The 25,672-nt window shown below is 62.2% G+C and carries 28 protein-coding genes and 1 tRNA gene; 20 read left to right on the plus strand and 9 right to left on the minus strand.

Features of this window, described 5'->3' with window-relative positions; all coding sequences use genetic code 11:
• The 9 genes from ABAC460_RS49145 to ABAC460_RS40185 all read left to right on the plus strand — a co-directional run bounded on the left by ABAC460_RS49145 (nucleotide 1) and on the right by ABAC460_RS40185 (nucleotide 5,199).
• On the plus strand, nucleotides 1-240 hold the full coding sequence (locus ABAC460_RS49145; protein ID WP_081716619.1) for a ribbon-helix-helix domain-containing protein: 240 nt from the start codon (nucleotides 1-3) through the stop codon (nucleotides 238-240).
• Complete coding sequence (locus ABAC460_RS40155; RefSeq protein ID WP_023454424.1) at nucleotides 227-520, plus strand: type II toxin-antitoxin system RelE/ParE family toxin; 294 nt, start codon at nucleotides 227-229, stop codon at nucleotides 518-520. Before ABAC460_RS49145 ends, ABAC460_RS40155 begins: the two co-directional genes overlap by 14 nt.
• Nucleotides 517-1,077 (plus strand): cytochrome b, encoded by a 561-nt coding sequence (locus ABAC460_RS40160; RefSeq protein ID WP_023454425.1) that lies wholly within the window; start codon nucleotides 517-519, stop codon nucleotides 1,075-1,077. The genes ABAC460_RS40155 and ABAC460_RS40160 overlap by 4 nt, the downstream gene beginning before the upstream one ends.
• A 141-nt stretch (nucleotides 1,078-1,218) precedes the next feature.
• On the plus strand, nucleotides 1,219-2,034 hold the full coding sequence (locus ABAC460_RS0124880) for an OmpA family protein (protein ID WP_155914686.1): 816 nt from the start codon (nucleotides 1,219-1,221) through the stop codon (nucleotides 2,032-2,034).
• A gap of 98 nt (nucleotides 2,035-2,132) precedes the next feature.
• Nucleotides 2,133-2,453 carry a hypothetical protein gene (locus tag ABAC460_RS40165; protein ID WP_023454427.1) on the plus strand — a complete coding sequence of 107 codons (321 nt, stop codon included), beginning with the start codon at nucleotides 2,133-2,135 and terminating at the stop codon, nucleotides 2,451-2,453.
• 67 nt (nucleotides 2,454-2,520) lie between these two features.
• Complete coding sequence (locus ABAC460_RS48460) at nucleotides 2,521-3,342, plus strand: OmpA family protein (protein ID WP_023454428.1); 822 nt, start codon at nucleotides 2,521-2,523, stop codon at nucleotides 3,340-3,342.
• A 112-nt stretch (nucleotides 3,343-3,454) separates the two neighbouring features.
• Nucleotides 3,455-4,099 (plus strand): hypothetical protein, encoded by a 645-nt coding sequence (locus ABAC460_RS48465; protein ID WP_023454429.1) that lies wholly within the window; start codon nucleotides 3,455-3,457, stop codon nucleotides 4,097-4,099.
• A 489-nt stretch (nucleotides 4,100-4,588) separates the two neighbouring features.
• Nucleotides 4,589-4,759 carry a hypothetical protein gene (locus ABAC460_RS50890; protein ID WP_023454430.1) on the plus strand — a complete coding sequence of 57 codons (171 nt, stop codon included), beginning with the start codon at nucleotides 4,589-4,591 and terminating at the stop codon, nucleotides 4,757-4,759.
• Nucleotides 4,744-5,199 (plus strand): OmpA family protein, encoded by a 456-nt coding sequence (locus ABAC460_RS40185; protein WP_023454431.1) that lies wholly within the window; start codon nucleotides 4,744-4,746, stop codon nucleotides 5,197-5,199. The genes ABAC460_RS50890 and ABAC460_RS40185 overlap by 16 nt, the downstream gene beginning before the upstream one ends.
• Here ABAC460_RS40185 and ilvD read toward each other — a convergent pair.
• The 3 genes from ilvD to ABAC460_RS40200 all read right to left on the minus strand — a co-directional run bounded on the left by ilvD (nucleotide 5,196) and on the right by ABAC460_RS40200 (nucleotide 8,778).
• Nucleotides 5,196-7,061: a dihydroxy-acid dehydratase gene (gene ilvD, locus ABAC460_RS40190; protein WP_023454432.1), complete on the minus strand. Its 1,866-nt coding sequence runs from the start codon at nucleotides 7,059-7,061 to the stop codon at nucleotides 5,196-5,198. The two genes, ABAC460_RS40185 and ilvD, sit on opposite strands and share 4 nt — an antisense overlap.
• An 81-nt stretch (nucleotides 7,062-7,142) precedes the next feature.
• Entirely contained in the window at nucleotides 7,143-7,742 is a 600-nt protein-coding gene (locus ABAC460_RS40195; protein WP_155914687.1) for a hypothetical protein, read from the minus strand.
• A gap of 52 nt (nucleotides 7,743-7,794) precedes the next feature.
• Nucleotides 7,795-8,778 carry an alpha/beta hydrolase gene (locus ABAC460_RS40200; protein WP_023454434.1) on the minus strand — a complete coding sequence of 328 codons (984 nt, stop codon included), beginning with the start codon at nucleotides 8,776-8,778 and terminating at the stop codon, nucleotides 7,795-7,797.
• A gap of 460 nt (nucleotides 8,779-9,238) precedes the next feature.
• Between ABAC460_RS40200 and ABAC460_RS49860 the strand changes: the two genes are divergently transcribed.
• The 9 genes from ABAC460_RS49860 to leuB all read left to right on the plus strand — a co-directional run bounded on the left by ABAC460_RS49860 (nucleotide 9,239) and on the right by leuB (nucleotide 17,541).
• Nucleotides 9,239-9,382, plus strand: coding sequence for a hypothetical protein (locus ABAC460_RS49860; protein WP_023454435.1), 144 nt, complete (start codon nucleotides 9,239-9,241; stop codon nucleotides 9,380-9,382).
• A 118-nt stretch (nucleotides 9,383-9,500) separates the two neighbouring features.
• Entirely contained in the window at nucleotides 9,501-10,064 is a 564-nt protein-coding gene (locus tag ABAC460_RS40205; RefSeq protein ID WP_023454436.1) for a dihydroxy-acid dehydratase domain-containing protein, read from the plus strand.
• Nucleotides 10,065-10,103: 39 nt separating this feature from the next.
• The gene (ilvC, locus tag ABAC460_RS40210) at nucleotides 10,104-11,111 is read left to right on the plus strand and encodes a ketol-acid reductoisomerase (RefSeq protein ID WP_023454437.1); all 1,008 of its coding nucleotides are present in this window, start codon (nucleotides 10,104-10,106) and stop codon (nucleotides 11,109-11,111) included.
• Nucleotides 11,112-11,224: 113 nt separating this feature from the next.
• Entirely contained in the window at nucleotides 11,225-12,910 is a 1,686-nt protein-coding gene (ilvG, locus tag ABAC460_RS40215; RefSeq protein ID WP_023454438.1) for an acetolactate synthase 2 catalytic subunit, read from the plus strand.
• Nucleotides 12,888-13,169, plus strand: coding sequence for an ACT domain-containing protein (locus tag ABAC460_RS40220; protein ID WP_023454439.1), 282 nt, complete (start codon nucleotides 12,888-12,890; stop codon nucleotides 13,167-13,169). The genes ilvG and ABAC460_RS40220 overlap by 23 nt, the downstream gene beginning before the upstream one ends.
• A gap of 187 nt (nucleotides 13,170-13,356) precedes the next feature.
• Nucleotides 13,357-14,301, plus strand: coding sequence for a branched-chain amino acid transaminase (locus ABAC460_RS40230; RefSeq protein WP_023454441.1), 945 nt, complete (start codon nucleotides 13,357-13,359; stop codon nucleotides 14,299-14,301).
• A gap of 169 nt (nucleotides 14,302-14,470) precedes the next feature.
• Entirely contained in the window at nucleotides 14,471-15,883 is a 1,413-nt protein-coding gene (gene leuC, locus ABAC460_RS40235) for a 3-isopropylmalate dehydratase large subunit (RefSeq protein ID WP_023454442.1), read from the plus strand.
• On the plus strand, nucleotides 15,884-16,474 hold the full coding sequence (gene leuD, locus ABAC460_RS40240; protein ID WP_023454443.1) for a 3-isopropylmalate dehydratase small subunit: 591 nt from the start codon (nucleotides 15,884-15,886) through the stop codon (nucleotides 16,472-16,474).
• Nucleotides 16,474-17,541: a 3-isopropylmalate dehydrogenase gene (leuB, locus tag ABAC460_RS40245; protein ID WP_023454444.1), complete on the plus strand. Its 1,068-nt coding sequence runs from the start codon at nucleotides 16,474-16,476 to the stop codon at nucleotides 17,539-17,541. Before leuD ends, leuB begins: the two co-directional genes overlap by 1 nt.
• Before the next feature lie 81 nt (nucleotides 17,542-17,622).
• Here leuB and ABAC460_RS0124905 read toward each other — a convergent pair whose 3' ends face one another.
• A complete protein-coding gene (locus ABAC460_RS0124905) occupies nucleotides 17,623-17,883 on the minus strand; it encodes a DUF167 domain-containing protein (RefSeq protein WP_031237085.1) in 261 nt (86 codons plus the stop codon).
• Nucleotides 17,880-18,188, minus strand: a complete 309-nt coding sequence (locus ABAC460_RS40250) for a YggT family protein (RefSeq protein ID WP_023454446.1) — start codon at nucleotides 18,186-18,188, stop codon at nucleotides 17,880-17,882. Before ABAC460_RS40250 ends, ABAC460_RS0124905 begins: the two co-directional genes overlap by 4 nt.
• A 116-nt stretch (nucleotides 18,189-18,304) precedes the next feature.
• Here ABAC460_RS40250 and ABAC460_RS40255 point away from each other — a divergent pair.
• A tRNA-Ala gene (locus ABAC460_RS40255) sits at nucleotides 18,305-18,380 on the plus strand.
• A gap of 27 nt (nucleotides 18,381-18,407) precedes the next feature.
• On the opposite strand, the gene ABAC460_RS40260 is transcribed toward ABAC460_RS40255, so the two are convergent.
• Nucleotides 18,408-19,370, minus strand: a complete 963-nt coding sequence (locus tag ABAC460_RS40260) for an alpha/beta hydrolase (protein WP_023454447.1) — start codon at nucleotides 19,368-19,370, stop codon at nucleotides 18,408-18,410.
• A 121-nt stretch (nucleotides 19,371-19,491) separates the two neighbouring features.
• On the opposite strand from ABAC460_RS40260, the gene ABAC460_RS40265 reads away from it, so the two are divergent.
• Nucleotides 19,492-21,066 carry a Na+/H+ antiporter gene (locus ABAC460_RS40265; protein WP_023454448.1) on the plus strand — a complete coding sequence of 525 codons (1,575 nt, stop codon included), beginning with the start codon at nucleotides 19,492-19,494 and terminating at the stop codon, nucleotides 21,064-21,066.
• A 5-nt stretch (nucleotides 21,067-21,071) separates the two neighbouring features.
• On the opposite strand, the gene ABAC460_RS40270 is transcribed toward ABAC460_RS40265, so the two are convergent.
• The 3 genes from ABAC460_RS40270 to ABAC460_RS40275 form a co-directional block, all read right to left on the minus strand.
• Complete coding sequence (locus ABAC460_RS40270) at nucleotides 21,072-23,060, minus strand: methyl-accepting chemotaxis protein (protein ID WP_023454449.1); 1,989 nt, start codon at nucleotides 23,058-23,060, stop codon at nucleotides 21,072-21,074.
• Nucleotides 23,061-23,296: 236 nt separating this feature from the next.
• On the minus strand, nucleotides 23,297-24,043 hold the full coding sequence (locus ABAC460_RS49865; protein WP_155914688.1) for a hypothetical protein: 747 nt from the start codon (nucleotides 24,041-24,043) through the stop codon (nucleotides 23,297-23,299).
• Between the two features lie 201 nt (nucleotides 24,044-24,244).
• Nucleotides 24,245-25,651, minus strand: a complete 1,407-nt coding sequence (locus ABAC460_RS40275) for an FAD-binding oxidoreductase (protein WP_023454450.1) — start codon at nucleotides 25,649-25,651, stop codon at nucleotides 24,245-24,247.
• Nucleotides 25,652-25,672 lie beyond the last annotated feature (21 nt).

Consider the following 25,672-nt stretch of genomic DNA (forward strand, 5'->3'; position numbering starts at 1 on the left):
ATGGACAGGATCACGGTTTCTCTGGACGACGGCAATAGCGATTGGGTGCAGCAGCAGGCGGGCGCCAATGTCGATGCCTATGTCAACGATGTGCTGCGCAGGGATCAGGAACGCAAGGCCGCAGAAGCGAAATTGCGAGACTTGATACAAGAGGGGCTCGACAGCGGGATCAGCCCCCGCACGCCCCAAGAGATTATTGCTGATGCCAAGGCCAGGTTAAGGGCCGATGGCCACCTATAGCCTCACAGCCGACGCCGATCGGGATTTGACCGCAATTTATTTCTACACTTTCGATTCGTTCGGAGAAAACCAAGCGGACCTTTATACTAACCGTATGATTTCCGCCTTTGAGTTACTTGCTCAGATGCCATTTTCAGGTCGAAAAGTGGCCCATATTCATTCCGATACGCGATCCTTTCCTCACGAATCTCATGTTATTTATTACGAGGTCGTAGATTCTGACGTCGTTATTATCCGCATTCTTCACCATGCTCAGGATCCGTTGAGACAGTTCAAATGAGCGCCGAACCACCGTCCATCCCGGATGGCTACCCGCTCGCTGCCAGGCTGCTGCACTGGGTCATTGCCTTGTGTGTGCTGTCGCTGATCCCGGCAGGACTGTTGATGAACCAACTTCCCTCCGGGGAACCGCAGAACGCCCTCTATACCGCCCATCGCTCGCTGGGTGTGCTGGTCATGGTCTTGTCCGTGATCAGGCTGGGCTACAGGTTGACCGCCAAATGGCCGGAGCAGGAATCGAGCCTGACGCCGTGGCAGCGCAGGGCGTCGACCGTCGTGCACAACCTGTTCTACGGTCTGCTGATCGTCCAGCCCCTGGTCGGCTGGTACGCCACCTCGGCCTATGGCGCACGGATCAGCGTTTTCGGACTGTTCGACCTGCCGGCCCTGACCGCCAAAAACGCCGCCGCCGCCGACCTGTGGTTCAATGTTCACGATGTGCTGGGCTTTACCCTGGCCGGCCTGGTCGTAATCCATGTCGCGGCCGCCCTGTACCACCACTTGATCCGCCGCGACGATGTGCTGATCCGCATGCTGGTCGGGCAAAAATCGTCCTGACAAGAGAGTTTCGATTCGCTCGTGCGGTGAACCCGGGCGTAAGCGCCACACCTCATTAATGATTTGTTAACCGCGTTGTCTTTTGCCGCAACCGATTGTACGTTTTCCGCTGAATGTGTTGGCGTCGCAGGGACCGAATCGGTGGGCAGGGTATGGATTTACAGTCTCGGCTGGCTGGTCCTGGGACTTTGCGTAGCCTTTGCCCTCCCCTGGCGTGCCGAGGGGCTGGAGACTATGTTGCGCGGCCAGGTCCAGCAAAAGCTGGCGGCCCAGGGCCTGGGTGATTTCGAAGTCCGGATGGACGGCCAGGCGACAACCCTTGCCTATCGCGAAGACGGCTTTGCCCAGACTGCGGCCTCGGGTGAAACCGCACGCGACCGTATGCTGCGGGCCGTCGCCCATGCCCGCAGCGTGACCGGCGGTCTGCCGGAGAGCACGCTCTACGGCAGCGTCCTGATGGGGCCGGTGACGCGGGTACGCATGGACGAAGGCTCGGTCGACCTGATGCAGGCACGGCTGGATAGTGTCGCCACACAGACCGTGGTTACCGAACAGGTGCTTCAGGCGGCCGAGGATTGCACTGGCCGGGTAACAGCGGCGGTCGCCGACCGGCGGCTGCAGTTCGTTTCCGGCAGCGCCGAACTGACCGGCGACAGCCAGACCATCCTGACCGACATTTACAACACCATCCAGACCTGTCCGCAGAACCTGGTGCTCAGCGTCGAGGGCTATACCGACAATGTCGGCCAGGACAACGATAATATGAAGCTGTCGACCGCCCGGGCCGAGGCCGCGGCTTTTGCGCTGATCGACCTGGGCCTGGCCCAGGCGTCGGTCAGTTCACGTGGCTTCGGCGCCCAGAACCCGATTGCCGACAATACCACCGACGACGGCCGGGCGCGCAACCGCCGGGTCGACTTCATCCTCCATCCGCGCGACGAACCGGAGGGGCCGTAATATGGTATATCTCCTGTACGATCTGCGCTGGCTGTTGCTGGGCGTCCTTGTGCTAGGAATGGTGTTCGGCTTTGCCGCCCATCGCTGGGGGCGCTGACATGATGTGGTTGTGGCTGCAATCGCTGGTCCTGATCGCCCTGACGTTTTCCGTCGGTCTGTGGCTGGGGCACGTGGTGTCGATACTCACCAAGGGTGCCGCGCGGCCCGAACCGGCGGCCGTCGCGGCGTTCGAGGACAGGGAGCCGTATCGGCCTTATCACGGCTATGACAACCAGCCAGAACCGGCCGTCGCCGAAGCGCCTCCTCCACCGCCTCCGCCGCCATTGCCCGTCGCGCCGCCCCGGCGGATCAAGCCGCCTTTGCTGTTTCCGATCAATCAGTTCGGAATCGTTACCGTGACTCAGGCGCCAGCCATCTAAACCGCCATGAACCCGCCGCAGTTGTTTCCGACAACAAGGCAGCGGGAATCGCTATAGGGTTCGCATCATGAAGAAAAACATGATCCATCTGGCCGGTTGGGCGGCCTTGCTGATCGTCGGCGTGATCGCCCTGACGACAACCAAAGCAGACACTGAGACGCGGCTGAAAAGCGAAGCGTCGGCCAGACTGACCCAGGCCGGTGTCACCGGCGTGACGGTTGCGGCATCGGGCCAGGACCTCGTGCTCAGCGGCAAACCCGATAAGATTGTCGCGGCCCAGGCGATCCTCAAACCTGACGATTTCTGGGTAGGTCCGGTGGCGCAGGTGCGCGCCGTCCCCCCGGTGGTCGTGGCGACGCGTGTCGCCGCCGTCGCAAATGAAAGCGCCATCGCCGTCGAAAGCCATAGCGAAAGCGCGGGCTCGGCGTCAGCGAAGGTCAGCGCTTCCAGTCCGCCGCCAGCCGCTGTTGCTGTCGTCGAGGCCCCCGCCCTGGCCAGACCTCTGTCTCAGGAGGCCCAGCGCTGCCAGGAACGGATCACGGCCGCCGTGGCGCATGGCGGTATCCGCTACAGGTTCAACGCCTATGAACTGACGCCCCAGGGCCAGCGCACCCTGCGCAATGTTTATCGCGTGCTGAAAGGTTGTCCTTCGGACGTCAAGCTGACCATCACCGGCTACACCGACAATGTCGGCGCCGATGAGGTCAACAAATCCCTGTCTGCTGGGCGAGCGGTCGACGCCATGAATGCCCTGACCGCCGCCGGCTGGCCCGACGACAAGGTCACGGCCATCGGCGCCGGCAGCGCCGATCCGGTCGCCAGCAACGCCACGGCCGCCGGACGCAAACAGAACCGCCGCGTCGTTTTCACCATCAGTTCCGTGAGTTAAGCCATGTTGTACCTGATTTCCGAACTACGCTGGTGGTTGTTGCTGGCTTTGGTGCTGGGCGTTGCCGTCGAATACGCCGCTCGCCGGTACGGCAAATAGGAAAGGAAGCGCCATGTCGATGCTGCTGAAATCCGCCGTCCTGTTGATTGCCGCCTTCCTGATCGGGCGCGGCATCGGCTATCTGCTGAGCCGCCAGGCCCCCAAGCCGGCGGAAAAGCCGAAACCGCGTCTGCTGGAAGACGAACTGCCCGCGCCGGCGACTGAATCCATCCTGCCGCCGGGCGAGGCCGAACTGATGCCGCTGGAGAGGGATTACGTGACCATGCCGGCGGAGGCCGCGCCGGTCGCGACCGTGGTCGAGGCGCCGAAAGCCAAAACGACGCCCAAGCCTGAGCCCGAGGTTGCCGCCAAAACACGCGCACGCAAGGCGGAGGCGGCTCCGACGGTATCGCCATTGGCCGCCATGACGCCCGATCAGGTCGAAGCTGCCGTGGCCGCGGCGGACGCTCCGGTCGAGCCGGCACGGCTGAAGGCCGCCGACAAGGGCAAGCCGGATGCGTTGCTGGACATTATCGGCATCGGGCCGGTCAATGAGGTGCAGTTGCACGCTCTGGGCATCTACCATTTCCGCCAGATCGCCGCCTGGACGCCGGAGAACATCAAGTGGGTGTCGGAGCGCATCAAGTTCCCCAGCCGCATAGTTCGCGAAAACTGGATGAAACAGGCCGCGGAGATGGACGCTGCGAAAAAGGGGTAAGGGCCATGCGAGGGGGATTACTCAACGGCTTAGCGTTATTCACGATATTGACAGTTTGTCTATCTGCAACCTCAGCTTTGGCTGCAAATCCCGATGCGCAAGGCGCTGCAAACGAACCGTGTCCGTTCGTGCTGCGCCACCCTTTCGAATACCGAATCTACTTTCCTTCGGGTGAGTCGCAATGGCGTGAGGATTTTGATCACACGCTCGAAGTTGCCGCTGACGTCGCCATCACGGAATCAACGAACCAACCTGACAGATGTGCCCCAAAATTCGTTGGGCTGAAAATCTCGGGCCACAGTGACACGGTTGGAACAGAGCAGGATGCGATGCGCCTGTCACGGTTGCGTACCACCGGCGTGGTAGACAGGCTTCTGGCGTTGGGTGTGCCGCTAGATCTGATCACCATGGATATCATGGGCGACCTCGACCCTCCGGTCGCCACCGCCGACGAGACGGAGGAGCCGCTCAACCGCCTATGGTCAGGCGGTGGCCGATGCCCTGATTGGTGGCGGTATCGCGGCCGATCGCATCAGCATCCATGCTTATGGCGAAACCCGGCCAGCGGTCGCCACGGCGGACAATACCCATGAGCCGCTGAACCGCCGGGTGACGATCTGGCTCGATGACAAGGGGGACAAGGCATGTTTCGGCGAATAGTCCTAGCCGGCCTTGCTGTAGCAACGACCATAGGCGTTGCCGCTGGTGTATTCCTTTGGAAGAGATTCGACGAAACCAAGGACTGTCCGACCTACGAGCTTCGCGACTATATTGCCTATTTCGTGCCGGATAGTTCTGAACTGTCACCCGACGCCATACAAATAATCGACGAGTTAGCCGCTTCTACAAAATACTACGATCCCTGCCTTCCGGTTGATCGAATAACCCTCGTCGCCCACACTGATACGGTCGGTGACACAGAGGCCAATCTGCGCCTAGCCAGGAGGCGTGTGGAAGCCGTCGCTGCGCGGTTAAAGATGAAAGGCGTAACCTTGCCCTTGCGCCTCGTTCCTAAAGGGGAAGCGAATACGCCCGTTCCGACGGCCGACAATGTCCGTGAACCGCTCAACAACCGCGTATATCTGGACTATCTTTCCTAACGCTTCAGCAGCCCCAGGTCGCGGACGGCGCCGGTGTCGGCCGAGGTGACCAGGGCGGCATAGGCCTGCAGCGCCGCCGAGACCACGCGGTCGCGGTTGTGCGGCGTATAGGCGTCCGCGCCACGCGCTTCCTCTTCGGCGCGGCGCTTGGCGATTTCGGTTTCGGAAATGGCCAGCTGGATCGAGCGGCGCGGGATGTCGATCTCGATCCGGTCGCCTTCGCGGACCAGAGCGATCAGACCGCCCGAAGCCGCTTCCGGCGAGGCATGGCCGATCGACAGGCCCGAGGTCCCGCCCGAGAAACGGCCGTCGGTCAGCAGGGCGCAGGCCTTGCCCAGGCCTTTCGATTTCAAATAGGTGGTCGGGTACAGCATTTCCTGCATACCCGGGCCGCCCTTGGGGCCTTCGTAGCGGATGACCACGACGTCGCCCTCGACAATCTTGTTGTTCAGGATGGCGACCGTCGCCTCGTCCTGGGATTCGAACACCCTCGCCGTGCCGTTGAACACCCAGATCGATTCATCGACCCCGGCGGTTTTCACGATACAGCCCTTTTCGGCAATGTTGCCGTACAAAACCGCCAGGCCGCCGTCCTTGGTGAAGGCGTTTTCCTTCGAGCGGATCACCCCGCCGATGCGGTCGCGGTCCAGGTCGTCCCAGCGGCGGTCCTGCGAGAAGGCCTCGGTGGTGCGCACGCCACCCGGCGCCGCCTTGAAGAATTCGGTGACCTCTTCGTCATTGGTCTGGCGGATGTCCCAGTAGCTGAGAGCGTGGGCCATGGACGGTGAATGGATGGTCTTGGCTTCGGTGTGCAGCAGGCCACCGCGCGACAGTTCGCCCAGGATACCCATGATGCCGCCGGCGCGGTGGACGTCTTCGATATGGACTTCGGATGAGGCCGGCGCGACTTTACAGACGCACGGCGTGACGCGCGAAATCCGGTCGATGTCGGCCATGGTGAAGTCGACCCCGGCTTCCTGGGCCGCGGCCAGGATGTGCAGCACGGTGTTGGTCGAACCGCCCATGGCGACGTCCAGCGCCATGGCGTTCTCGAAGGCTTCCTTGGTGGCGATATTGCGCGGCAGGACCGAGGTGTCGTCCTTTTCGTAGTAGCGGCGGGTAATGTCGACGATCAGGCGGCCGGCCGTTTCGAACAGGCGGCGGCGGTCGGCATGGGTGGCCAGGGTCGTGCCGTTGCCGGGCAAGGACAGGCCCAGGGCTTCGGTCAGGCAGTTCATCGAGTTGGCGGTGAACATGCCCGAGCACGAACCGCAGGTCGGACAGGCGGCCTCTTCGACGGCCTTGACCTGGGCGTCGGAGATACGGTCGTCGCCGGCCTGGATCATGGCGTCGATCAGGTCGAGCGAATGGGTTTTCTCGACGCCGTTCTCGTCGGGCCATACCACCTTGCCGGCTTCCATAGGACCGCCGGAGACGAAGACGACCGGGATGTTGATGCGCATGGCGGCCATCAGCATGCCCGGCGTGATCTTGTCGCAATTGGAGATGCAGACCATGGCGTCGGCGCAGTGGGCATTGACCATGTATTCGACGCTGTCGGCGATCAGGTCGCGCGACGGCAGCGAATACAGCATGCCGCCATGGCCCATGGCGATACCGTCATCGACGGCGATGGTGTTGAATTCCTTGGCGACGCCACCGGCGGCTTCGATCTCGCGCGCCACCAGTTGGCCGATGTCCTTCAGGTGGACGTGACCGGGCACGAACTGGGTGAAGCTGTTGACCACGGCGATGATCGGCTTGGAGAAGTCGGCGTCGGTCATGCCGGTCGCCCGCCAGAGCGCCCGTGCGCCCGCCATGTTGCGGCCAAAGGTGGTGGTGCGGGAACGATAGGCGGGCATGATGGTTACCTGTGAAAGCTCTTGGCGCAGCAACGGTTTGCGCTTTTGGGTCCTATATAGTCTTGAACGCCGAGATGGCAATCATGGAATGGCTGTCATAGGTGTGAAGCGCAGCGGCCGTTGGTTGCGAAGCACGTTGCAAACAGCGTTGAACGAACGTTCTTCACGCACAAACGATCGGGCGCCGTCCTTCAAAACATAGACATGACTCTTCCCGGGTTTCAGGTCTTTGTTCTCGGAATCGCAAAACCAGTCGCTCCAAAAGACCAGACCGCCAGCCTCGCGGACAAAGCCGTCAACGTGATTTTCCGTCCAAAGGCGGCTACTGGCCCTTAACTTGCCGTCCAGGTCCAGGACATAGACATCCGACCGGGTGAGGTCGATGCAGTCGGTCTCTGACACCAGAATGACCACCGCGTTATCCGTGACCGCCATGGCGGCGCCGTTGGCCGAGTCCTCCCATGGCGAGGGCTCGTTACGGGCAACCGTCTTGCCATCGACTTTCACATGGCGGATTGCTGGCAGTTCGATCTTCATTCCTGCGGCGCGCGCCGTGTAGGCCGATACGGGTTTGACCGGTCCGCAGACCTCTTCGCGGACCGAGATGTCCTCCGCCAGAGCAACATATGGCGCCGCCGTTAAGACCATAGCAAATGCCAAAATCTTTGTAAGCATTTTCATTATCCCCTCCACTACATCCGAAAAGATTACTGTCGTGGCGCTGGCTTTTCAATCACGGCTTGGCGCAACACGCCTTCTCCGACGTTCCGGCCACCCAGCGCAGGATGTCCGGCAACAAAGTGCCGCCATGCAGGTCGGAATGGGTGCCGTCGCCCCAGACATATTTCAACTCGTACTTCGCCGGGCCCAGGTTCCATTTCTCGGCATTGGCATTGGCCCATTCAATCGACTTGACCATCTGCTGGTTGGCCAGGAACCAGTTGCCGTGTTCGTTATCCAGGTCGTTCGAACCGTCCTGGATAAAGATGCGGATCGGGCGGATCTTCGACTTGCGGATCATGCCCGGATAGGTGTCGCCGCCGAAGCGCGCTGGCTGGCCATCGGCGGCCGGGCGATAGGCGATCGAGGTATAGGAGCCGATGATCGAAATGACATTGCCGAACGACTCCGGCCGGTTCCACGCCACGGTAAAGGCCGCAATCGCCCCGGACGACGTGCCCCCGATGATGCGCCGGCGCGGATTGTCGCTGAAAGTGTAGGTTTTGCCGACTTCCGGCAACAGTTCTTCCAGCAGCATGCGGGCATAGGTGTCGTCCACCACGTCATATTCTTCGGCGCGGTGGTCGGGGTTCGACATGCCGAGATTGTCGGGATAGTGCTCGCTCAGATTTCCCGGCGTGACGAAGACGCCCAGGGTCGGGGCGATTTCGCCCTTGGCAATCAGGTTGTCCAGCACCGCCGGCACGCGCAGCGAACCGTTGGGATTGGTGGCGCGCTGGCCGTCCTGAAAGACCAGCAGGTTGGGCGGGGTTTTCGGATCATAGCCGACCGGGACGTAGACCCAGTAACGCCGCACCGTGCCGGCGATGATCTTGGAATGGAATTCGTAGGGTCCCAGAAGTTGGCCCTTCTGCACGCCGGGCTGTTCCAGCGAGTCGGGCGTTAGGGCGTATTCACCCGGCTTGCGTGGTTCGTCGGCCAGAGCCGGTGAAGCCATGGCCAGCACGGCGGCGGCCATCAGGATACGGATCAGCATGGTCTCTTCCCTCTTGAGTTCTGTGACTCTTTGAGAGCGCCATGCAACCGAAGGTGCCGTCCCGCTGACGGTAAAGCCCCTCCCACCGCTTCGCGGTCCCCCCTCCCCGTAAACGGGGCGGGCGAAGAATGCTAAAATCATTCCGCTCTTGATCACGGATATACCATAGTGTGCGGCGCGGCGTCGTGACAAAACCCGTCACCCGCTTTGGTTTCAGCCGACACCAAGACAAAATCGTTTCGCATTTTCCCGTAGCGGGGTGCAATTTCGAGCGAAAACCCGACTTATCACGAAAACGTATTTCTCTAAACGGCGTTATTGTGAAAAAATCTTTTGCTGCACCGCCGTAAATCGCGCACTTACCGAAATAATTTTCCAAATTTTCCTTTGCAATTCCCGCAGCGTTCAGGTTATATGACTCATCACACCCGAATTGGGCTGTGCAGGAGTATGTTTGACCATGGCCAAGGCCATCGCCATCGCGAAGAACCGGACGCAGGAGCTGACCGCTCTGGCCGTGTCTTTCGTCATGGCCGTCATCGTATTCGACCTGGTATCGCTCCTTATTGGGGGCGTACTAAGCCCCCTGTCATCGGAGTGGTAGCGAAAGGTCGTACCTAACGCTTTCAAGAGGATAAGACATCCTCCCGCTCCCTTAAAAGAGCGGGATTTTTAATACGCGCCTTCAGTAACCAAGAGTTTTCATCACCGGAACCTGTGACATGACCCAGTTCACGCAAATCCAACGCCAAACCGCCGCCTCTGCTTCGGGCTTTGCCATTCTTCATGGCACGCTCGCTCCGGAAGGCTGCGTCGTAAAGCTGGATGGTTTTGGTGTAGAAATTTTCGACGGTCCGGCGCGCGTCTTCGGTTCGACCGATGAAGCCCTGGCCGGGATCGGCCGCGTCCGTGCCTGCGACATCGTCATCATCCGCCAGGACGGCGAGATCACCGCCGCCGGTCTGCAGGCCTTTACCGACGCTCTGGAAGACGCCGGTATCGAGCGCGTCACCGTCATCACCGATGCCCGCACGTCGGGCAACGAGAACGCCGCCATCATCGGCCATGTCGCACCGGGCGCCCAGGCGCGCGGCCCGATCGCCTATGTCAATGACGACGACATCATCCATATCGACATTGCCGCCCGCCGCATCGACGTCTTCGCCGACATCGAGCTGCGCCGCGCCTCCAAGGCGCAGAAGCCCGGCAAGATCACCTTCGGCGCCGGTGCGCTGGAAAAATACGCCCGCATGGTCACTTCCGTTACCAACGCAGGCATGCTCTAAACCCCACCTTCCCAGACTTAAGAGACTACGGAGACCATTGTGAAGATCTATACGAATGACGACGTTTCGCCCGACGCTTTCAAGGGCGAACGCATCGCCATCATCGGCTACGGCTCGCAGGGCCGCGCCCATGCTTCGAACCTGAAGGACTCGGGCGCCGATGTCGTGGTCGGCCTGCGTGCCGGCGGCGCCGGCGAGGTCAAGGCCAAGCAGGACGGTCACACGGTGTTGTCCGTTGCCGACGCCTGTAAGGACGCGACCATCATCGCCATCCTGACCCCGGACATGACCCATGCCGACCTGTACAAGGACGTCATCGAGCCGAACGCCCCGCAAGGCGTCGCCATCCTGTTCGCCCACGGCTTCTCGGTCCTCTACGGCCGTGTCGTCCCGCGCGCCGACATGGACGTGATCCTGGTCGCCCCGAAGGGCCCGGGTGACCTGGTCCGCCGCGAATATCAACGCGGCCGCGGCGTGCCGTCGCTGTTCGCCGTCGATCGCGACGTGTCGGGCAAGGCGTCGACCAAGGCCCTGGGCTATGCCCGCGGCATCGGCGGCACCATCGGCGGCGTCATCGAGACCTCGTTCAAGGAAGAAACCGAAACCGACCTGTTCGGCGAACAGGCCGTCCTGTGCGGTGGCACGACCGAGCTGGTCCTGATGGGTTTCGAAACCCTGGTCGAAGCCGGCTACCGTCCGGAAATCGCCTATTTCGAATGCCTGCACGAACTGAAGCTGATCGTCGACCTGCTGTATGAAGGCGGCTTCGAGAAGATGCACAGCTTCGTGTCGGAAACCTGCAAGTACGGCGACCTGGTCTCCGGCCCGCGCATCATCAACGAAGAAACCCGCGAGCGCATGCGCGAAGTGCTCAACGACATCCAGTCGGGCGACTTCGCCCGCGACTGGATCCTGGAAAACATGGCCGGCCGTCCGCGTTACAACGCCCTGATGCGCCAGGACCTGGATCACCAGATCGAGCATGTCGGCAAGGATCTGCGTTCGCGCATGAGCTGGCTGCAAAGCAAGCAGCAAGTCGAGGCATAATACCTCACAGTGGTGCGGTGGGGGAAGGGTCAGCAAGATACCCCTCCACCGCTCCGCGGTCCCCCTCCCCACAGGTGGGGAGGAGAAGAAATATCTAATTCGAGTTTTGAACGATGAGCAACGAACCCACCGGAGCACAACTGGTCATCTCCACGCTGAAGGCGCTGGGGGTCGAGACCCTGTTCGGCTATCCCGGCGGGGCGATCATGCCCATCTATGACGCCCTGGCCGGATCTGGCCTGCAACACATCCTGGTCCGTCACGAACAAGGCGCGTCCTTCGCCGCCGACGCCTATGCCCGCGCCACCGGTAAGGTCGGCGTCTGCATGGCCACGTCCGGCCCCGGCGCCACCAACCTGATCACCGGCATCGCCAACGCCTATATGGACAGCGTGCCCCTGGTCTGCATCACCGGTCAGGTCGGCACGCACCTGATGGGGACAGACGGCTTCCAGGAAGTCGATATCCTGGGCATCTGCCTGCCGATCGTGAAACACTCCTGGCTGGTCCGTAATCCTGCCGACATTCCGCGCATCCTGGCCGAGGCCTTTGCGATCGCCTCCGAAGGCCGTCCGGGGCCGGTCCTGGTCGATATCCCCAAGGATGTTGCCGCCGCCCATACCGGCACATCGTCGACCGCCACCTTCCCCGCCTGGACGGCGCCCGAGCCCGACGCCAATGCCATCCGGGAAGCCGAAAAGCTGATCGCCTCTGCCAAGAAGCCGCTGTTCTATGCCGGCGGCGGGGTCGAGATGGGCGGGGCTTCGCCGGCCTTCCTGGAGCTGGTCAAGCGGACCGGCATCCCGGTCGTCACCACGCTGAAAGGTATCGGCGTCGTTCCGACGACCGAAGAGCTGTATCTGGGCATGCTGGGCATGCACGGGACGCGCGCCGCCAACACCGCCGTTCAGGAATCCGATCTGCTGATCGCCCTGGGTGCGCGTTTCGACGACCGCGCCACCGGCAAGCTCAATGCCTTCGCGCCCAATGCCAAGATCATCCACGCCGATATCGATCCGGCGGAAATCAACAAGCTGCGCAAGGCCAATGTCGGCATTGTCGGCAACCTGAAGACCACGATCGAAAGCCTGAACCCCAAGGTGGAAGGCATCCAGAAGTGGGTCGAAAAGTGCAAGGCCGACAAGTGGGAGCACCGCTTCCGCTATAACGCGCCCGGCGCCGGGGTCTATGCCCCTGCCCTGCTGAAGCTGCTGTCGGAAAAGGCCGGTGACAAGTTCATCGCCGCTTGCGACGTCGGCCAGCACCAGATGTGGGTCGCCCAGCACTGCGAATTCGCCAACTGCCGCGCCCACCTGACGTCGGGCGGGTCCGGCGCCATGGGTTACGGCCTGCCGGCCGGGGTCGGCGCCAAGCTGGCCAAGCCCGACCACCATGTCGTCACCATCTCCGGCGACGGATCGTTCATGATGAACATCCAGGAGATGGCGACGCTGAACCGCTACAACATCCCGCTGAAGATCGTCCTGCTCGACAACTCGTCTCTGGGCCTGGTCCGTCAGTGGCAGGAGCTGTTCTACCAGGAGAACTACAGCGAGATCGACCTGTCGGACAATCCCGACTTCGTCGTTGTCGCCAAGGCGTTCGGGCTGGATGCGTTCCGCATCACCCACCGCCACGAAGTCGAGGGCGCCGTCGACCGGCTTTTGGCCGCCGAAGGTCCGACCCTTTTACATGTTTTGATCGATCCGCGCGAAAACGTCTGGCCGCTGGTTCCACCAGGCGCGTCGAATGCGGAAATGATGGAGGAGCGTTGGGATGAGCCACTTGATTCATATTGAGCTGGATCGTCTCGAAGGCTCGCTGCTGCGGGTCCTGGGGCTGATTGAACGCCGGGGCTTCCACATCGACCAGATGGAACTCTACGATCTCGGCGAGAAGCGCGGGCTGTCCGTGACGGTGCGGCCGCGTGACCCCTCGCGTAGTCCTGACCAGCTGGGCCTTCAGATCGATCGCCTGTACGGCATCACGCGCCTTTCCGCCGACCCGAGAGTCGGTGCCGGCGCGGATACGCAGGCCAAGCAAGGGATACGCGCATGATGGACGCGCGTCTGACAGGTTTTGACGGAGAGGTTGATCGGGGCCGTGGTCGCGGCCCCGGTTCGGTAGGGCTGGGTTTGCGCGCCTTATGCAAGGCGATTGAAAAATCCGTCTTTCTGGCGCCCGAGGAAGGGCGTATGAGGACGGTTCCAGACGAAACCATACCGACTAAGATTGCTGAGAGAACATGACCAAACTCGCTGACAAAATCTGGTTCAACGGCCGGATCATCAACTGGGAAGACGCCCAGATCCACGTCATGACCCATGCCCTGCATTACGGCACGTCCGTTTTCGAGGGTATCCGCTGCTATGATACACCCAATGGCCCCGTGGGCTTCCGCCTGGGCGACCACCTGCGCCGGCTGGAAGATTCCGCCCGCATCTACGGCATCACGATTCCCTTCGACCTGGCCCAGATGGTCCAGGCGTCGAAGGACATCATCGTCGCCAACAACCTGAAAAGCGCCTACTGGCGTCCGATCGCCTTCCTGGGCGAATGCGGCATGGGCGTGACGCCCAAGGCCGACAGGGTCAAGGTCGACCTGGCCATTGCCGCCTTCCCGTGGGGCGCTTACCTGGGCGAAGAAGGCCTGGCCAAGGGCGTCGACGTCTGCATCTCGTCGTGGAACCGCGCCGCGCCGAACACCATTCCGGTGCTGGCCAAGGCCGGCGGCAACTATCTGTCGTCTTACCTGATCGGCAAGGAAGCCCGCGACCGCGGCTATGTCGAGGGCATCGGCCTGGGCGTCAACGGCCTGATCTCCGAAGGTGCCGGCGAAAACCTGTTCGTCATGATGAACGGCAAGATCTATACCCCGCCGGTGGCGGCTTCGATCCTGGGCGGTATCACCCGTGACTCCGTTATCCGCCTGGCTAAGGCCGACGGCATCGAGGTGCTGGAGCAGGACCTGCCGCGCGAGATCTTGTATCTGGCCGACGAAATCTTCATGACCGGCACGGCGGCGGAAATTACTCCGATCCGCAGCGTCGACGACATTCCGACCCGCGTCGGCGGGCCGGGCAAGATCACCAAGCGGTTGCAGACCCTGTTCCATGGTCTGTTCAACGGCACCACCGAAGACCGTTTCGGCTGGCTGGAGCCCATCGAGGCAAAAGTCCCGGCCGAGTAACTAATGTACCCCTTCTCCCTCCCCGTTCTTTACGGGGAGGGGGGACCGCGAAGCGGTGGGAGGGGCTTTGCCGTCAGTGGAAAAGCCCCTTCCGTCTCCTTGCTTCGCAAGGATCCACCTCCCCCGTAAACAGGGGAGGAGAAGGTTCAGCCAACCAAGAGATTGTTCGATGACCGCGAAATCGTTGTTTGAAAAAGTGTGGGACGCCCACGTCGTGGAGCCGGAAGGGGCCGACAAGCCCGCCGTCCTCTATATCGACCTGCACCTCGTCCACGAAGTGACCTCCCCCCAGGCCTTCTCCGAGCTGGATGCCCGCGGGCTGAAGGTGCGCCGGCCCGACCGGACCTTCGCCACACTGGATCACTCGATTCCGACCCTGGCGCCCGACGCCGACGGCAACCGCCCCTACGTCACCGCCCAGGCCAAGAAGCAGGTCGAGACGCTGGAGGCCAACGCCGCCAACAACGGCCTGCGCCTGTTCGGCTATGATGCCGAAAACCGCGGCGTGGTCCACGTCATCGGGCCGGAAATGGGCCTGACTCAGCCGGGCTACACCGTCGTCTGCGGCGACAGCCACACCTCGACCCACGGCGCCTTCGGCTGTATCGCCTTCGGCATCGGCACCTCGGAAGTCGGCCACGTCCTGGCCACCCAGTGCCTGGCCCAGCGCAAGCCAAAGACCATGCGCATCACGGTCGACGGCAAGCTGCAACCGGGCGTCACCGGCAAGGACGTCGCCCTGACGGTTATCGCCACGCTCGGCTTCTCCGGCGGCACCGGCTACGCGCTGGAATATGCCGGCGATGTCATCCGCGAGCTCGACATGGAAGGCCGCATGACGGTCTGCAACCTGTCGATCGAAGCCGGCGCCCGCTGCGGCATGATCGCCCCCGACCAGAAGACCATCGACTGGCTGCGCGGCCGTCAATATGTGCCGCAAGGCGAAGCCTATGACGAAGCGGCCAAGGGCTGGCTGGCGCTCGCCTCCGACGAAGGCGCGGTCTTCGACAAGGAAATCCGCATCGACGGTTCGACCATCGAGCCCATGGCCACCTGGGGCACCTCGCCCGACCAGGGAGCGGCCATCGTTCGCGGCGTCCCCGTCGCCGGCAACGAAGACCAGGAACGCGCCCTGAAATATATGGGCTTCACCGGTGGTGAAGCGCGCGAAGTCGAAAAGGTCGACGTCGTGTTCATCGGCTCGTGCACCAATGGCCGCATGGCCGACCTGCGCGCCGCCGCCGCCATCATGAAGGGCCGCAAGGTCGCGCCGGGCGTCCGCGCCCTGGTCGTTCCGGGTTCGGAATGGGTCCGCATCGAGGCCGAAAAGGAAGGCCTGCACGAGATCTTCCTCGAAGCCGGCGCCGAATGGCGTCTGCCGGGCTGTTCGATGTGCATCGCCATGAACGGCGACTTCGTGCTGCCGGGTCAACTGGCCGTCTCGACCTCCAACCGTAACTTCGAAGGCCGCCAGGGCCCGGGTTCGCGCACGGTTCTGGCCTCCCCGGCCACCGCCGCGGCTTCGGCCGTCGCCGGCCACGTCGCCGACCCCCGTCAATTCATGGCGCTCGAGGAGGCCTAAATGTCGAACCAGGAACCCATTCACAGCTTTTCGTCGCGCATCCTTGTCCTGCCCGAAGCCAATATCGACACGGACCAGATCATTCCGGCGCGCTTTCTGACCACCACCACCAAGGTCGGTCTCGGCAAGGTCGCCTTCAACGACTGGCGCTACAATGCCGACGGCTCCGACAAGCCGCATATCCTGAATCAGATCGACCCGACCGAGCACCGCGTCCTGGTCGGCGGCAACAATTTCGGCTGCGGTTCATCGCGCGAACATGCTCCGTGGGCGCTGATGGACTACGGCTTCCAGGCCGTGATCTCGACCGAAATCGCCGACATCTTCAAGTCGAACTGCCTGAAGAACGGCCTGCTGCCGGTCGTAGTGTCCAAGGAGGTCCATGACAAGCTGCTGGCCAATCCGCAGCAGCGCGTTACCATCGACCTGCAACAGAACGCCCTGACGCTGGAAGACGGCACGGTCATCACCTTCGAGGTCGAGGCCTTCGCGCGTCAGTGTCTGCTGGAAGGCGTCGACGCCATGGGCTGGCTGCTGAAGCGCCTGCCCGACATTGAAAAATTTGAGCAATCCCACGGAAAGGCTGCGTAATGGCTTCTTTCAATATCGTCGTCCTCCCCGGTGACGGCATCGGTCCCGAAGTTGCGGCCGCTGGCGTCCAGGCGCTGAAGACGGTCGGCGAAGTATTCGGCCACACCTTCAACTTCGACGAAAAGCGGATCGGCGGCATCGCCATCGATACCGACAATAATCCGTACCCGGAAGACACCGACAAGGCTTGTCTGGCAGCCGATGCCGTACTGCTGGGCGCCGTCGGCGGCCCCAAGTGGGACCTGGGCAAGATGCGTCCGGAGCAGGGCCTGCTGGCCGTGCGTAAGTCGCTGGGCCTGTTCGCCAACCTGCGTCCGATGGACGTCAAGGCCTCCCAGGTGCACCGCTCGCCGCTGCGCGCCGACGTCGTGCAAGGCGCCGATCTGCTGATCGTCCGTGAACTGACGGGCGGCCTGTATTTCGGCAAGCAGACGCGGACGGAGACCTCCGCCACGGACGAATGCGTCTATACGGTCGCCGAAGTCGAGCGCGTGGCCCGAGTTGCCTTCGACGCCGCCCGCAAGCGCCGCAACAAGGTGACTTCGGTTGACAAGGCCAATGTCATCGAAACCTCGCGCCTGTGGCGTGAGACGGTGATCCGCCTGCACAAGGAAGAGTATTCCGACGTCGAGCTGGAGCACGCCCTGGTCGATTCCATGGCGATGCACCTGGTCACCCGCCCGACCTCGTTCGACGTGATCGTCACCGAAAACATGTTCGGCGACATCCTGTCGGACCTGGCCTCGGTGCTGCCGGGCTCGATCGGCCTGCTGGGCTCAGCCTCGCTCGGCGCCACGGGCAAGGGCCTGTACGAACCGATCCACGGCTCGGCGCCGGACATCGCCGGCAAGGACCTGGCCAACCCGGTTGGGACCTTGAAATCGGTGGCCATGATGCTGCGCTTCTCGCTGAACCTTACCAAGGAAGCCGACGCGCTGGACGCGGCGATCGACGCCGTGGTCGAAAGCGGCTTCGTGACGCGCGATATCGGCGGCACGGCTTCGGGCTCGGCGGTGGCCAAGGCGATTGTCGACAAGATTCGCGAGAACGCATTGACGGCGGCTTAACCGCATCGGCGTAACCTCGTAATGAGACCACCTCGCAAAGGTGAAAACTTGGGTCAGGACTTTCGGGTCCTGGCCCTTTCTTTATGCGAGACGGCTGAGGTCCACGTCCCCGTCTATCTCGATCTGCTTGAGGCGCGACGTGTCACCGGCGACCAGCGACAGGCGCGATTTCGGGATGCCGAGGGTTTTGGCCAGAAAGGCGATCAAGGCCTCATTGGCGCGGCCTTCGATGGGCGCCGCGCGGACCCGCACTTTCAGGAATCTACGCCCCTGCTCGTCTTCGCCCCAGCCGTCGACGGCATCTGCCGAAGCCCTGGGAGTCAGGCGTATCGCAATCCTCAAGAACCGATCAGAGCGTAGAGGTTACGCTCGGCAATCGGCAGGAGTTGGCGCTGAATGGCGCCGATGATCAGCACAGCGATCAGGAAGCTGATGTCCAGCCCGCCGACCGACGGAATAAACCGGCGGAAGGGTTCAAGGATCGGCGCCGTGATGCGGTCCAGGACGTCGGCAATCCGCGCCATGGTCGGGTTACGCAAATTGACCACATTGAAGAAGACCAGCCAGCTCAGGATCATATAGGCGAACAGCACGAACAGGATGGCGCTGAACAAGCCATTCAGGACGTCGAAGATGAAACCAACCATTGCGGACCTTTCTCTGCCTGCTGGCAGATATAATGGATTCCGTAAGCCGTACAAGTTAAGGAGCGCTTGACATGCGTCGTTCTTGGCTTAAATAGACGGCTCCTTGCGGAAGGCACGGGGCTATAGCTCAGTTGGTAGAGCGCCTCGTTCGCAATGAGGAGGCCAGCGGTTCGAATCCGCTTAGCTCCACCACCCGTCCTTCCGGTTCTCCCTTACATGTTATGACGTCTTCAGGTGTTCGTCGAAGAACGCCACCACCAGATTCGCCGTGATGGCCAGGCCCTTGGCAGGGTCGACCTCGCCGAAGGCCTTACGGCGGCGGTCTTGCGGAACATGCCCCGACAACAGGGCGGCATCAAGAAAGTTCAGGTGCCGGAAGTCCGCGCGCTGCACCAGATGCGGCGCGGCAGATGCCTGGCTGACGGCCGCCCAGTCGCGTTCGCTCCGGGCGATGCTGTTCGCCGGCTCGCCAGGCGTGATGCTGCGGACATGCAGAAGCGGCTGTTTCGGCCGGGCCGCCAGCGCATCGTCGGCATAGTCGCCGTCAAGGTTGACCACGGCGCGGATCGCCGGGTTGCGGGAAGCCGCCAGAACTGCCGCCGCACCGCCGACAGAGTGTCCAAAGACGCCAACGGGCGAATGGCTGCGGAGGCTTTTGTCCGCCAGAACCGAGAGGATCGCTTCCGCCGTCTTGGCATAGGGCGGGTGCGACCCGGCGTCGGGCAGGTCGCTGAGCGCTGCTACGACATAGCCATGGCTGGCAATATCCTCGCACGGGACGCGATAATCCTGCCCCGTCAGGTACCAGCCCGGCGCAAATACCAGCAGCGGCCAGGCGCCTTTCGCCATGGGCGCATCCGGGATGGCGTGACCGTGCGCCTCGGCCAGGGCCTGAGCCACCGGGCCGCCGAAGCGCCGCGTCAGTTGCGCCGCATGACCAGGCGACATCACGGGGGCGGGATGGGTCGAGGCCGACGGCTGTCCTTGTGCGGGGTAGAAGACGATCACGGCGCCTGCGCCCGAGGTCACCAGACCGGAGCGGCCGATGGCATAGGGTCCGTCGGGCCTGGGCGGCGAGAACACCGGCGCCGGTACGGCGACGTGCGGCTCGCTGCGGCAACCGGTCGCCGATAGCAATGCGGCCGCAGAGCCCGCCAGACATGTCCGTCGATCGATCGTCATCGCGCCTCCGTCCCTACAGTGCACCAAGGCCGCGATGAGGGAAAGACCCTAAGCGGTAAGGTTGACAGGGTCCCGATTACCATTACGGTCGGCGACCAACATCCAGCCGGGGATTGGCGTCATGCATCTGTTTGAACTCGTGATCGCCATGTTGCTGGCGATCATCGTGCTCCACTTCATCGCCCGCAAACTGAACCTGCCGCCCGCCGTGGCGCTGCTGGCCGGCGGGACCCTGCTAGCCTTTATCCCGGGCCTGCCGCAGATCCATCTCGATCCGGCCCTGGTCCTGGTCATCTTCCTGCCGCCGCTGCTGATGGACGGCGCCTGGTTCATCCCGTTCGCGCAACTGCGCAAGCATATCCTGGGCGTCGGATCGCTGGCCATCGGCGCGGTGATCTTCACCACCGTCGTGGTCGCCGTCGTCACCCACTGGCTGTTCCCTGCCCTGCCCTGGGCCGCCTGCGCCGCGCTGGGCGCCATCGTCGCGCCGCCCGACGCCGTCTCGGCCCGCGCCGTGCTGCAGCAGGTCCACCTACCCAAGCGCCCTGCTATCCTGCTGGAAGGCGAAAGCCTGCTCAACGACGCCACCGGCCTCGTGCTGTTCCGCTTTGCCGTGGCGGCCGGGGTGACCGGTGCCTTCAGCGCGGTCGAGGCCGTGCAGAGCTTTGCCATCCTGGCCATCGGCGGGGCCGTGGTCGGCGCGGTCATTGCCGGCATCTGGGTGAAGCTGGCCAAACACCTGAAGGACGAATACCTGATCATCGCCGCCTCGTGCCTGACCGCCTGGGCTTCCTATCTGGCTGGCGAAATGCTGCATGTTTCGGGGGTTATTGCGTGCGTCGTGGCGGGCCTGATCTGCGGCTGGTACCAGCATGTCGTCTTCTCCGCCGCTGTCCGGATGCGCGGCACCTCCTTCTGGACGGTGATGATCTTCCTGATGGAAGCCATGGTTTTCATGCTGATCGGCTCGTCGCTGCGCGGCGTGCTGGAACGGGTCGGCGGCTTCGGCGTGATCGTCGAACAGATGGCGGTGCCGATCCTGCTGATCCTGCTGGCCCTGACCCTGGCGCGGTTCGCCTGGGTGTTTGGGGGCGACCTGATCGCCGCCGGCCTGAATCGGATGGGCTGGAAAACATGCACGCCACTGGGGGCCAAGTGCTCCACGGTGATCAGCTGGGCCGGGATGCGCGGCGTGGTGACGCTGGCGGTTGCGCTCAGCGTGCCGGAAAATTTCCCCGGCCGTGACTTCATGCTGGTGACGGCGTTCGCGGTCATCCTGGGGACTGTGGTGATCCAGGGCATGACCCTGGGCCAGGTCATCCGCTGGGCCGATCTCAAGGAGCACGAAGCCGATCGCGCCCGCATGACCATGAGCCAGGCCGAGGCCTCCATGGCCCAGGCCCAGGCTGTGGTGGTTCAAAAACTGGCCTATGACGAAGACGGCAAGCTGGTCCACCCACAACTGCTGGAGCGTTACAGCAAACGCGCCGTGATCAGCGTGGAATATGCTGCCGACAAGGAGAGCTTCACGCCGCGCCTGCACGCCCATTTCGACTTGATTCTGGCGGCGGTGGCCGCCGGCCGCGCCGAGTTGATCCGGCTGCACCGCGCCGGCGAGATCGATGATCACACCCTGCATGAACTGGAGCGTGATCTGGATCTGGAAGAGCTGAGCGCGATCTCGGCAAAGGCCTGAAGCCGTCAGGTGCCGTAGCGCGCGACCAGGGACGTCATCTCCGGCGCTACGGCTTCGGCGAAGCGGATGCCGATCTCGCTGCTGCCCCGGCGGACGATCAGGCAGTGATGTGTCCCGCCATTGTCACCGATTTCCAGGTCGAAACTGTCCGGCACCTTGCGCGGGTCGTTGGTGATCACCTTGGCGCCGCGCTTGGAGATATTGCGCAGGGAACAGGGGATTTTCACTCCGGCGCTGGTGATGATCATGCCCGGCCGCGCCGTGCGGATGCGGGTGTCGAAGCGGCGCTCCTCCATGCCGATGATCCAGTCGTCGAGATTGCGCCCGATGCTGGCCACGCCGCTGGTCGCGACATGCATGTTGGATGAAATCTCCTCGGTAGCGACGCTCTGCTCCTGGATCGACTCGACGGCGTGGTCGACATAGGACTGCACCTCGTCGACCGCGTCGGTGATCGACGACAGGGCGGCGACGACCTGGTCCGACAGGGTCTGCATGGCGGCGATTTCCGCCGATATCCGCTTGGTCGCCGCGCTGGTCTGCGACGCCAGTTGCTTGACCTCGTTGGCGACGACGGCAAAGCCCTTGCCGGCCTCTCCGGCGCGGGCGGATTCGATGGTGGCGTTCAGCGCCAGCAGGTTGATCTGGCCGGCGACCTGGGCGATCAGTTGGACCACGCCGTCCATGGCCTGAGCGGCGCGGCGCATGTCCGAGGTCGAGGTCCCGGCGCCGTGGGTGCGGGCGTGGATCTGCTGGACGGCGTCGCGGGTGCGGCCCATGCTGTCAACGATCATCCCGACCTGGACGTGCATCTCTTCGGCAGCCGAAGCGACGGCCTCGACATTGTTCAGGGTCTCGTCAGCGGCTTCGACAGCGCGGGTGCGCGCCGACATGGAGGCCGTGATATCGGTGGCGTATTTGACGATCTTGACCGGCCGGCCGGCAGCGTCGATGATCGGATTGTAGGTCGCCTGGAGCCAGATCGGCTTATCGTTCTTGCCGAAGCGCTGGTAGATGGCCGAGACCGGCTGGCCCGAGCGCAGCTTGTCCCAGAAATGGGCGTATTCCGGGCTTTCGGCATAGTCGCGTTTGACGAACATCTTGTGATGCTGGCCCTTGACCTCGTTGAGGCCGTAGCCCGTCGCCGCCAGGAAGTTCGGGTTGGCGTCCAGGATGATGCCGTCCAGGGTGAAGGCGATCACCGCCTGGGTGCGGTTTATGGCTTCGATCTGGCCTTCGTAGTCGGCGTTGCGTATCTTTTCCGCGGTGACGTCAGTGGCGAACTTGACCACCTTCATCGGCTTGCCGCCGGCATCCATGATCGGGCTGTAGGTAGCGCGGATCCACACTTCGCGGCCACCCTTGGCGAGGCGACGGTACTCCGCCGCCTGGAACTCGCCCCTACGCAGCGCCGCCCAGAAAGCCCGGTAGGAGGGATGTCCGGCTTCTTCAGGCGGGACGAACAGGCGATGGTTCTGACCGACGACCTCGCCGCGGGTGTAGCCCATGGTTGAAAGAAAGTTGCTGTTGGCGTCCAGGATGGTGCCGTCCATGGTGAAAGAGATAACCGCCTGGGAGCGCTGGATGGCGGCGATCTGGCCGGCGTCGTCGACCGATTGATGCTTTTCGGCGGTGATGTCGCTGGCGATCTTGACGATGGCCGTGACCCGGCCCAGGGCATCGGTAATCGGGTTGTAGGTGGCCTGCAGCCAGATGTGACGGCCGCCGGCGGCGATGCGTTCGAACTCGCCTTCCTTGAACTCGCCGGTGCGAAGTTCGGCCCAGAAGCTGCGGTAAACCTCGGTGTTGGCGGCACCCTCGGGCATGAACAGGCTGTGGTGCCGGCCGACGATCTGGCTGGTCGTGTAGCCCATGGTCTTCAGGAAATTGTCATTGGCGTCCAGGATGGTGCCATCCGGCCGGAAACGGATCACCGCCAAAGACTTGTCGACGGCCCGACGAAAGGCGCTGTCATCCGATCCAAACAAACCCATGGTCACGATCCGGCAAACGATTACACTCGCCGACAGTGTTAACAAAGGCCGTAAATTTAGGCTTAATTTGGCAAATCCGGAGTTATATTTCGTTTAATTTCGCGTTATGCGATCGCATCAACGAGTCGGTGAGTTGGTGAGTTGGTGACTGCATGACATATCTCGCTAAGCATTACATAAATGATTAAGTTTGTATTCAATTTTTTGAAATAAAAATTAAACATACCGCTTTTTCTTTACGTAACTCTTGCCTGACCAAAATTATTTCGGCCGATATAGTAGCTACTAGGACCCGTCTGCTCTACTGACAAAGTGTAGTTCGAGTGAAAAATTCGAGGCTGATTTCTTTCAAATACGTCAAAGTAGGTAACTTCCATATCAATTTCGCCCGAAGATGTTCGCATAAACTCTCGTCCAGACTCACCAAAAAACCAAAAATAAAGAACTTCACTTTGATTTGGTGCTAAAGCCGAAAGACGACGTGTGCGACCGTCAAATTTTTTTGGCGCAATGCCTGTAGGTTCATACTTAACCCATAAGGTGGCATTGACAGCCACTCCCAAAGCGGGAGTTGAACCAAAATTAGTAACTGTCAAAGCGAAAATTAGTAAATCCTGATAGTCATCTCCATCAGGATTGAAGCGTAATGGATCATATTCAATCGTAGGCCCATCAGCCAAAACCCAAGCTCTATCGGCTTTTAACAACTCTCCAGCACTGTTGGCAGCCAGCATCGCAGCATTTGCAGACCGTCTTGCTTCTCGAAAGGTGAGAGCTACCGCAATCAAAGCCGCAAAATTAATAACCGTGCCGACAATAAAGGCTATGGCAGTCCAATTTGCACTGTCGCGAGCTGCATCTGCCGCTTTCCATTGGGCGCATAAGTCGGAGGTCCGCAAGTCCATTGACGGATCACAAGGCCAGCTTTCGGGCGCATAGCTGCTAGCCATAGCTGTCTCAAGAGTCGCCGCCAGACCAGCCATCTGCATTTCCCGGTGCTGCCCGTTCGAATTCTTCCACAACAGAATGAGGTTGGAAAAGGTCAGCGCAGCCAGAAAACAGACCAGAATCGGCAACGCGATCTTGGTCCAATTCCGACTCGACTCAGATGTGCCCTCACCCATGTCCGCAGGCTGACATAAACGAGCAATTGCCTCAAGCGCCCCTGATCGTTGAAGCCTCCACTATCCAGGCAAAAAGATCTTCTGGGGGTTCATCAGATTATGCGGGTCCAGGGTCTGTTTGATGGCGCGCATGGTGGCCACGGCGTCGGCGCTGTGTTCCTGGACCAGGTATTCGCGCTTGTTCAGCCCGATGCCGTGCTCGCCGGTGCAGGTGCCGCCGCAGGCCAGGGCGCGCTCGATCATCGCCTGGTAGACCTTTTTCGCCCGGGCGCGTTCTTCCGGAGCGTTGGGATCGAGGCAGAACAGGACGTGGAAATTGCCGTCGCCGACATGGCCGACGATCGGCGCCAATAACCCTTCGCGGGCGATATCGGCGTGGACCGCGGTCACCGCTTCGTGCAGGTGCGACAGCGGCACGCAGACATCCGACGACCACACCACCGCCCCTGGACGCAGGGATTTGCTGGCGAAATAGGCGTTATGACGCGCCTTCCACAGCCGGCTGCGGTCCTCGGCCGCCGTCGCCCACTGGAAACCCTCACCGCCATTGTCAGCCGCGATCTCGGCGGCCATTTCCGCCTGTTCGGCCACGGAGGCGTCGCTGCCGTGGAATTCGATGAACAGGTGCGGTTTGTCCGGCAGGCCCAGCTGCGACCAGGCATTGCAGGCGCGGACCTGGGCTTGGTCGAGGAACTCGACCCGCGCCACGGGGATGCCCGACAGCATGATCTGCTGGACGGCAGTGATGGCGCCGCCGATGGTGTCGAAGGCGCAGGTCGCCGCGCCGATCGCCGCCGGCAGGCCGTGAAGTTTCAGGCGGATTTCGGTGATAATCCCCAGCGTGCCTTCGGAGCCGATATAGAGATGGGTCAGGTCATAGCCTGCCGCCGACTTGCGCGCCCTGCCGCCGGTTCTGATCACTGTGCCGTCGGGTTGGACCACGGTCAGGCCCAGGACATTGTGCGCCATGGTGCCGTAGCGGACAGCGTTCGTCCCTGAGGCCCGGGTCGAGGCCATGCCGCCGATCGAGGCATTGGCGCCCGGATCGATCGGGAAAAACAGCCCCTGGTGGCGCAGGTCGTGATTGAGCTGTTCGCGCGTCACTCCGGCTTCGACCAGGACGTCCATATTGTCGGCGCTGACGTCGAGGATGGCGTCCATGCGCGCCAGGTTGATGGCCAGCCCGCCCAAAGGTGCGGTGATATGGCCTTCCAGCGAGGTGCCGGCGCCCGAGGCGATCATCGGCACGCGATAGCGGGTGCAGAGGGCGGCGATCTGCGACACCTCTTCGGTGGTCAGCGGAAAGGCGACCGCATCGGGCGGATAGGCTTCGGGAAAGGCTTCACCGGTAGCGTATTGCGCGCGGACGGCTTGCGAGAGTGACAACCGGTCGCCCAGCAAGGTGCGCAGGTCGTGGAGGCATTGTGGTGAGATCGTGCCGTGAACCGGCGTGTGCGGCGTGTCCATGGCGCCATATTACTCCACCCT

The organism is Asticcacaulis sp. AC460, from assembly GCF_000495795.1.
Taxonomy (GTDB): Bacteria; Pseudomonadota; Alphaproteobacteria; order Caulobacterales; family Caulobacteraceae; genus Asticcacaulis.

Bases quoted from the DNA above. Each gene is read 5' to 3' on its own strand.
- ilvD (WP_023454432.1), bottom strand. From the start codon at position 7,061: ATGCCCGCCTATCGTTCCCGCACCACCACCTTTGGCCGCAACATGGCG.
- ABAC460_RS40230 (WP_023454441.1), top strand. From the start codon at position 13,357: ATGACCAAACTCGCTGACAAAATCTGGTTCAACGGCCGGATCATCAAC.
- ABAC460_RS40260 (WP_023454447.1), bottom strand. From the start codon at position 19,370: ATGACGATCGATCGACGGACATGTCTGGCGGGCTCTGCGGCCGCATTG.
- ABAC460_RS49865 (WP_155914688.1), bottom strand. From the start codon at position 24,043: ATGGCTGGTCTGGCGGCGACTCTTGAGACAGCTATGGCTAGCAGCTAT.
- ABAC460_RS40205 (WP_023454436.1), top strand. From the start codon at position 9,501: ATGACCCAGTTCACGCAAATCCAACGCCAAACCGCCGCCTCTGCTTCG.
- ABAC460_RS40155 (WP_023454424.1), top strand. From the start codon at position 227: ATGGCCACCTATAGCCTCACAGCCGACGCCGATCGGGATTTGACCGCA.
- ABAC460_RS40275 (WP_023454450.1), bottom strand. From the start codon at position 25,651: ATGGACACGCCGCACACGCCGGTTCACGGCACGATCTCACCACAATGC.
- ABAC460_RS40165 (WP_023454427.1), top strand. From the start codon at position 2,133: ATGATGTGGTTGTGGCTGCAATCGCTGGTCCTGATCGCCCTGACGTTT.
- ABAC460_RS40200 (WP_023454434.1), bottom strand. From the start codon at position 8,778: ATGCTGATCCGTATCCTGATGGCCGCCGCCGTGCTGGCCATGGCTTCA.
- ABAC460_RS48460 (WP_023454428.1), top strand. From the start codon at position 2,521: ATGAAGAAAAACATGATCCATCTGGCCGGTTGGGCGGCCTTGCTGATC.
- ilvG (WP_023454438.1), top strand. From the start codon at position 11,225: ATGAGCAACGAACCCACCGGAGCACAACTGGTCATCTCCACGCTGAAG.
- ABAC460_RS48465 (WP_023454429.1), top strand. From the start codon at position 3,455: ATGTCGATGCTGCTGAAATCCGCCGTCCTGTTGATTGCCGCCTTCCTG.
- leuB (WP_023454444.1), top strand. From the start codon at position 16,474: ATGGCTTCTTTCAATATCGTCGTCCTCCCCGGTGACGGCATCGGTCCC.
- ABAC460_RS49860 (WP_023454435.1), top strand. From the start codon at position 9,239: ATGGCCAAGGCCATCGCCATCGCGAAGAACCGGACGCAGGAGCTGACC.
- ABAC460_RS40195 (WP_155914687.1), bottom strand. From the start codon at position 7,742: ATGAAAATGCTTACAAAGATTTTGGCATTTGCTATGGTCTTAACGGCG.
- ABAC460_RS40185 (WP_023454431.1), top strand. From the start codon at position 4,744: ATGTTTCGGCGAATAGTCCTAGCCGGCCTTGCTGTAGCAACGACCATA.
- leuC (WP_023454442.1), top strand. From the start codon at position 14,471: ATGACCGCGAAATCGTTGTTTGAAAAAGTGTGGGACGCCCACGTCGTG.
- leuD (WP_023454443.1), top strand. From the start codon at position 15,884: ATGTCGAACCAGGAACCCATTCACAGCTTTTCGTCGCGCATCCTTGTC.
- ABAC460_RS49145 (WP_081716619.1), top strand. From the start codon at position 1: ATGGACAGGATCACGGTTTCTCTGGACGACGGCAATAGCGATTGGGTG.
- ABAC460_RS40250 (WP_023454446.1), bottom strand. From the start codon at position 18,188: ATGGTTGGTTTCATCTTCGACGTCCTGAATGGCTTGTTCAGCGCCATC.
- ABAC460_RS40270 (WP_023454449.1), bottom strand. From the start codon at position 23,060: ATGGGTTTGTTTGGATCGGATGACAGCGCCTTTCGTCGGGCCGTCGAC.
- ABAC460_RS40160 (WP_023454425.1), top strand. From the start codon at position 517: ATGAGCGCCGAACCACCGTCCATCCCGGATGGCTACCCGCTCGCTGCC.
- ABAC460_RS40220 (WP_023454439.1), top strand. From the start codon at position 12,888: ATGAGCCACTTGATTCATATTGAGCTGGATCGTCTCGAAGGCTCGCTG.
- ABAC460_RS40265 (WP_023454448.1), top strand. From the start codon at position 19,492: ATGCATCTGTTTGAACTCGTGATCGCCATGTTGCTGGCGATCATCGTG.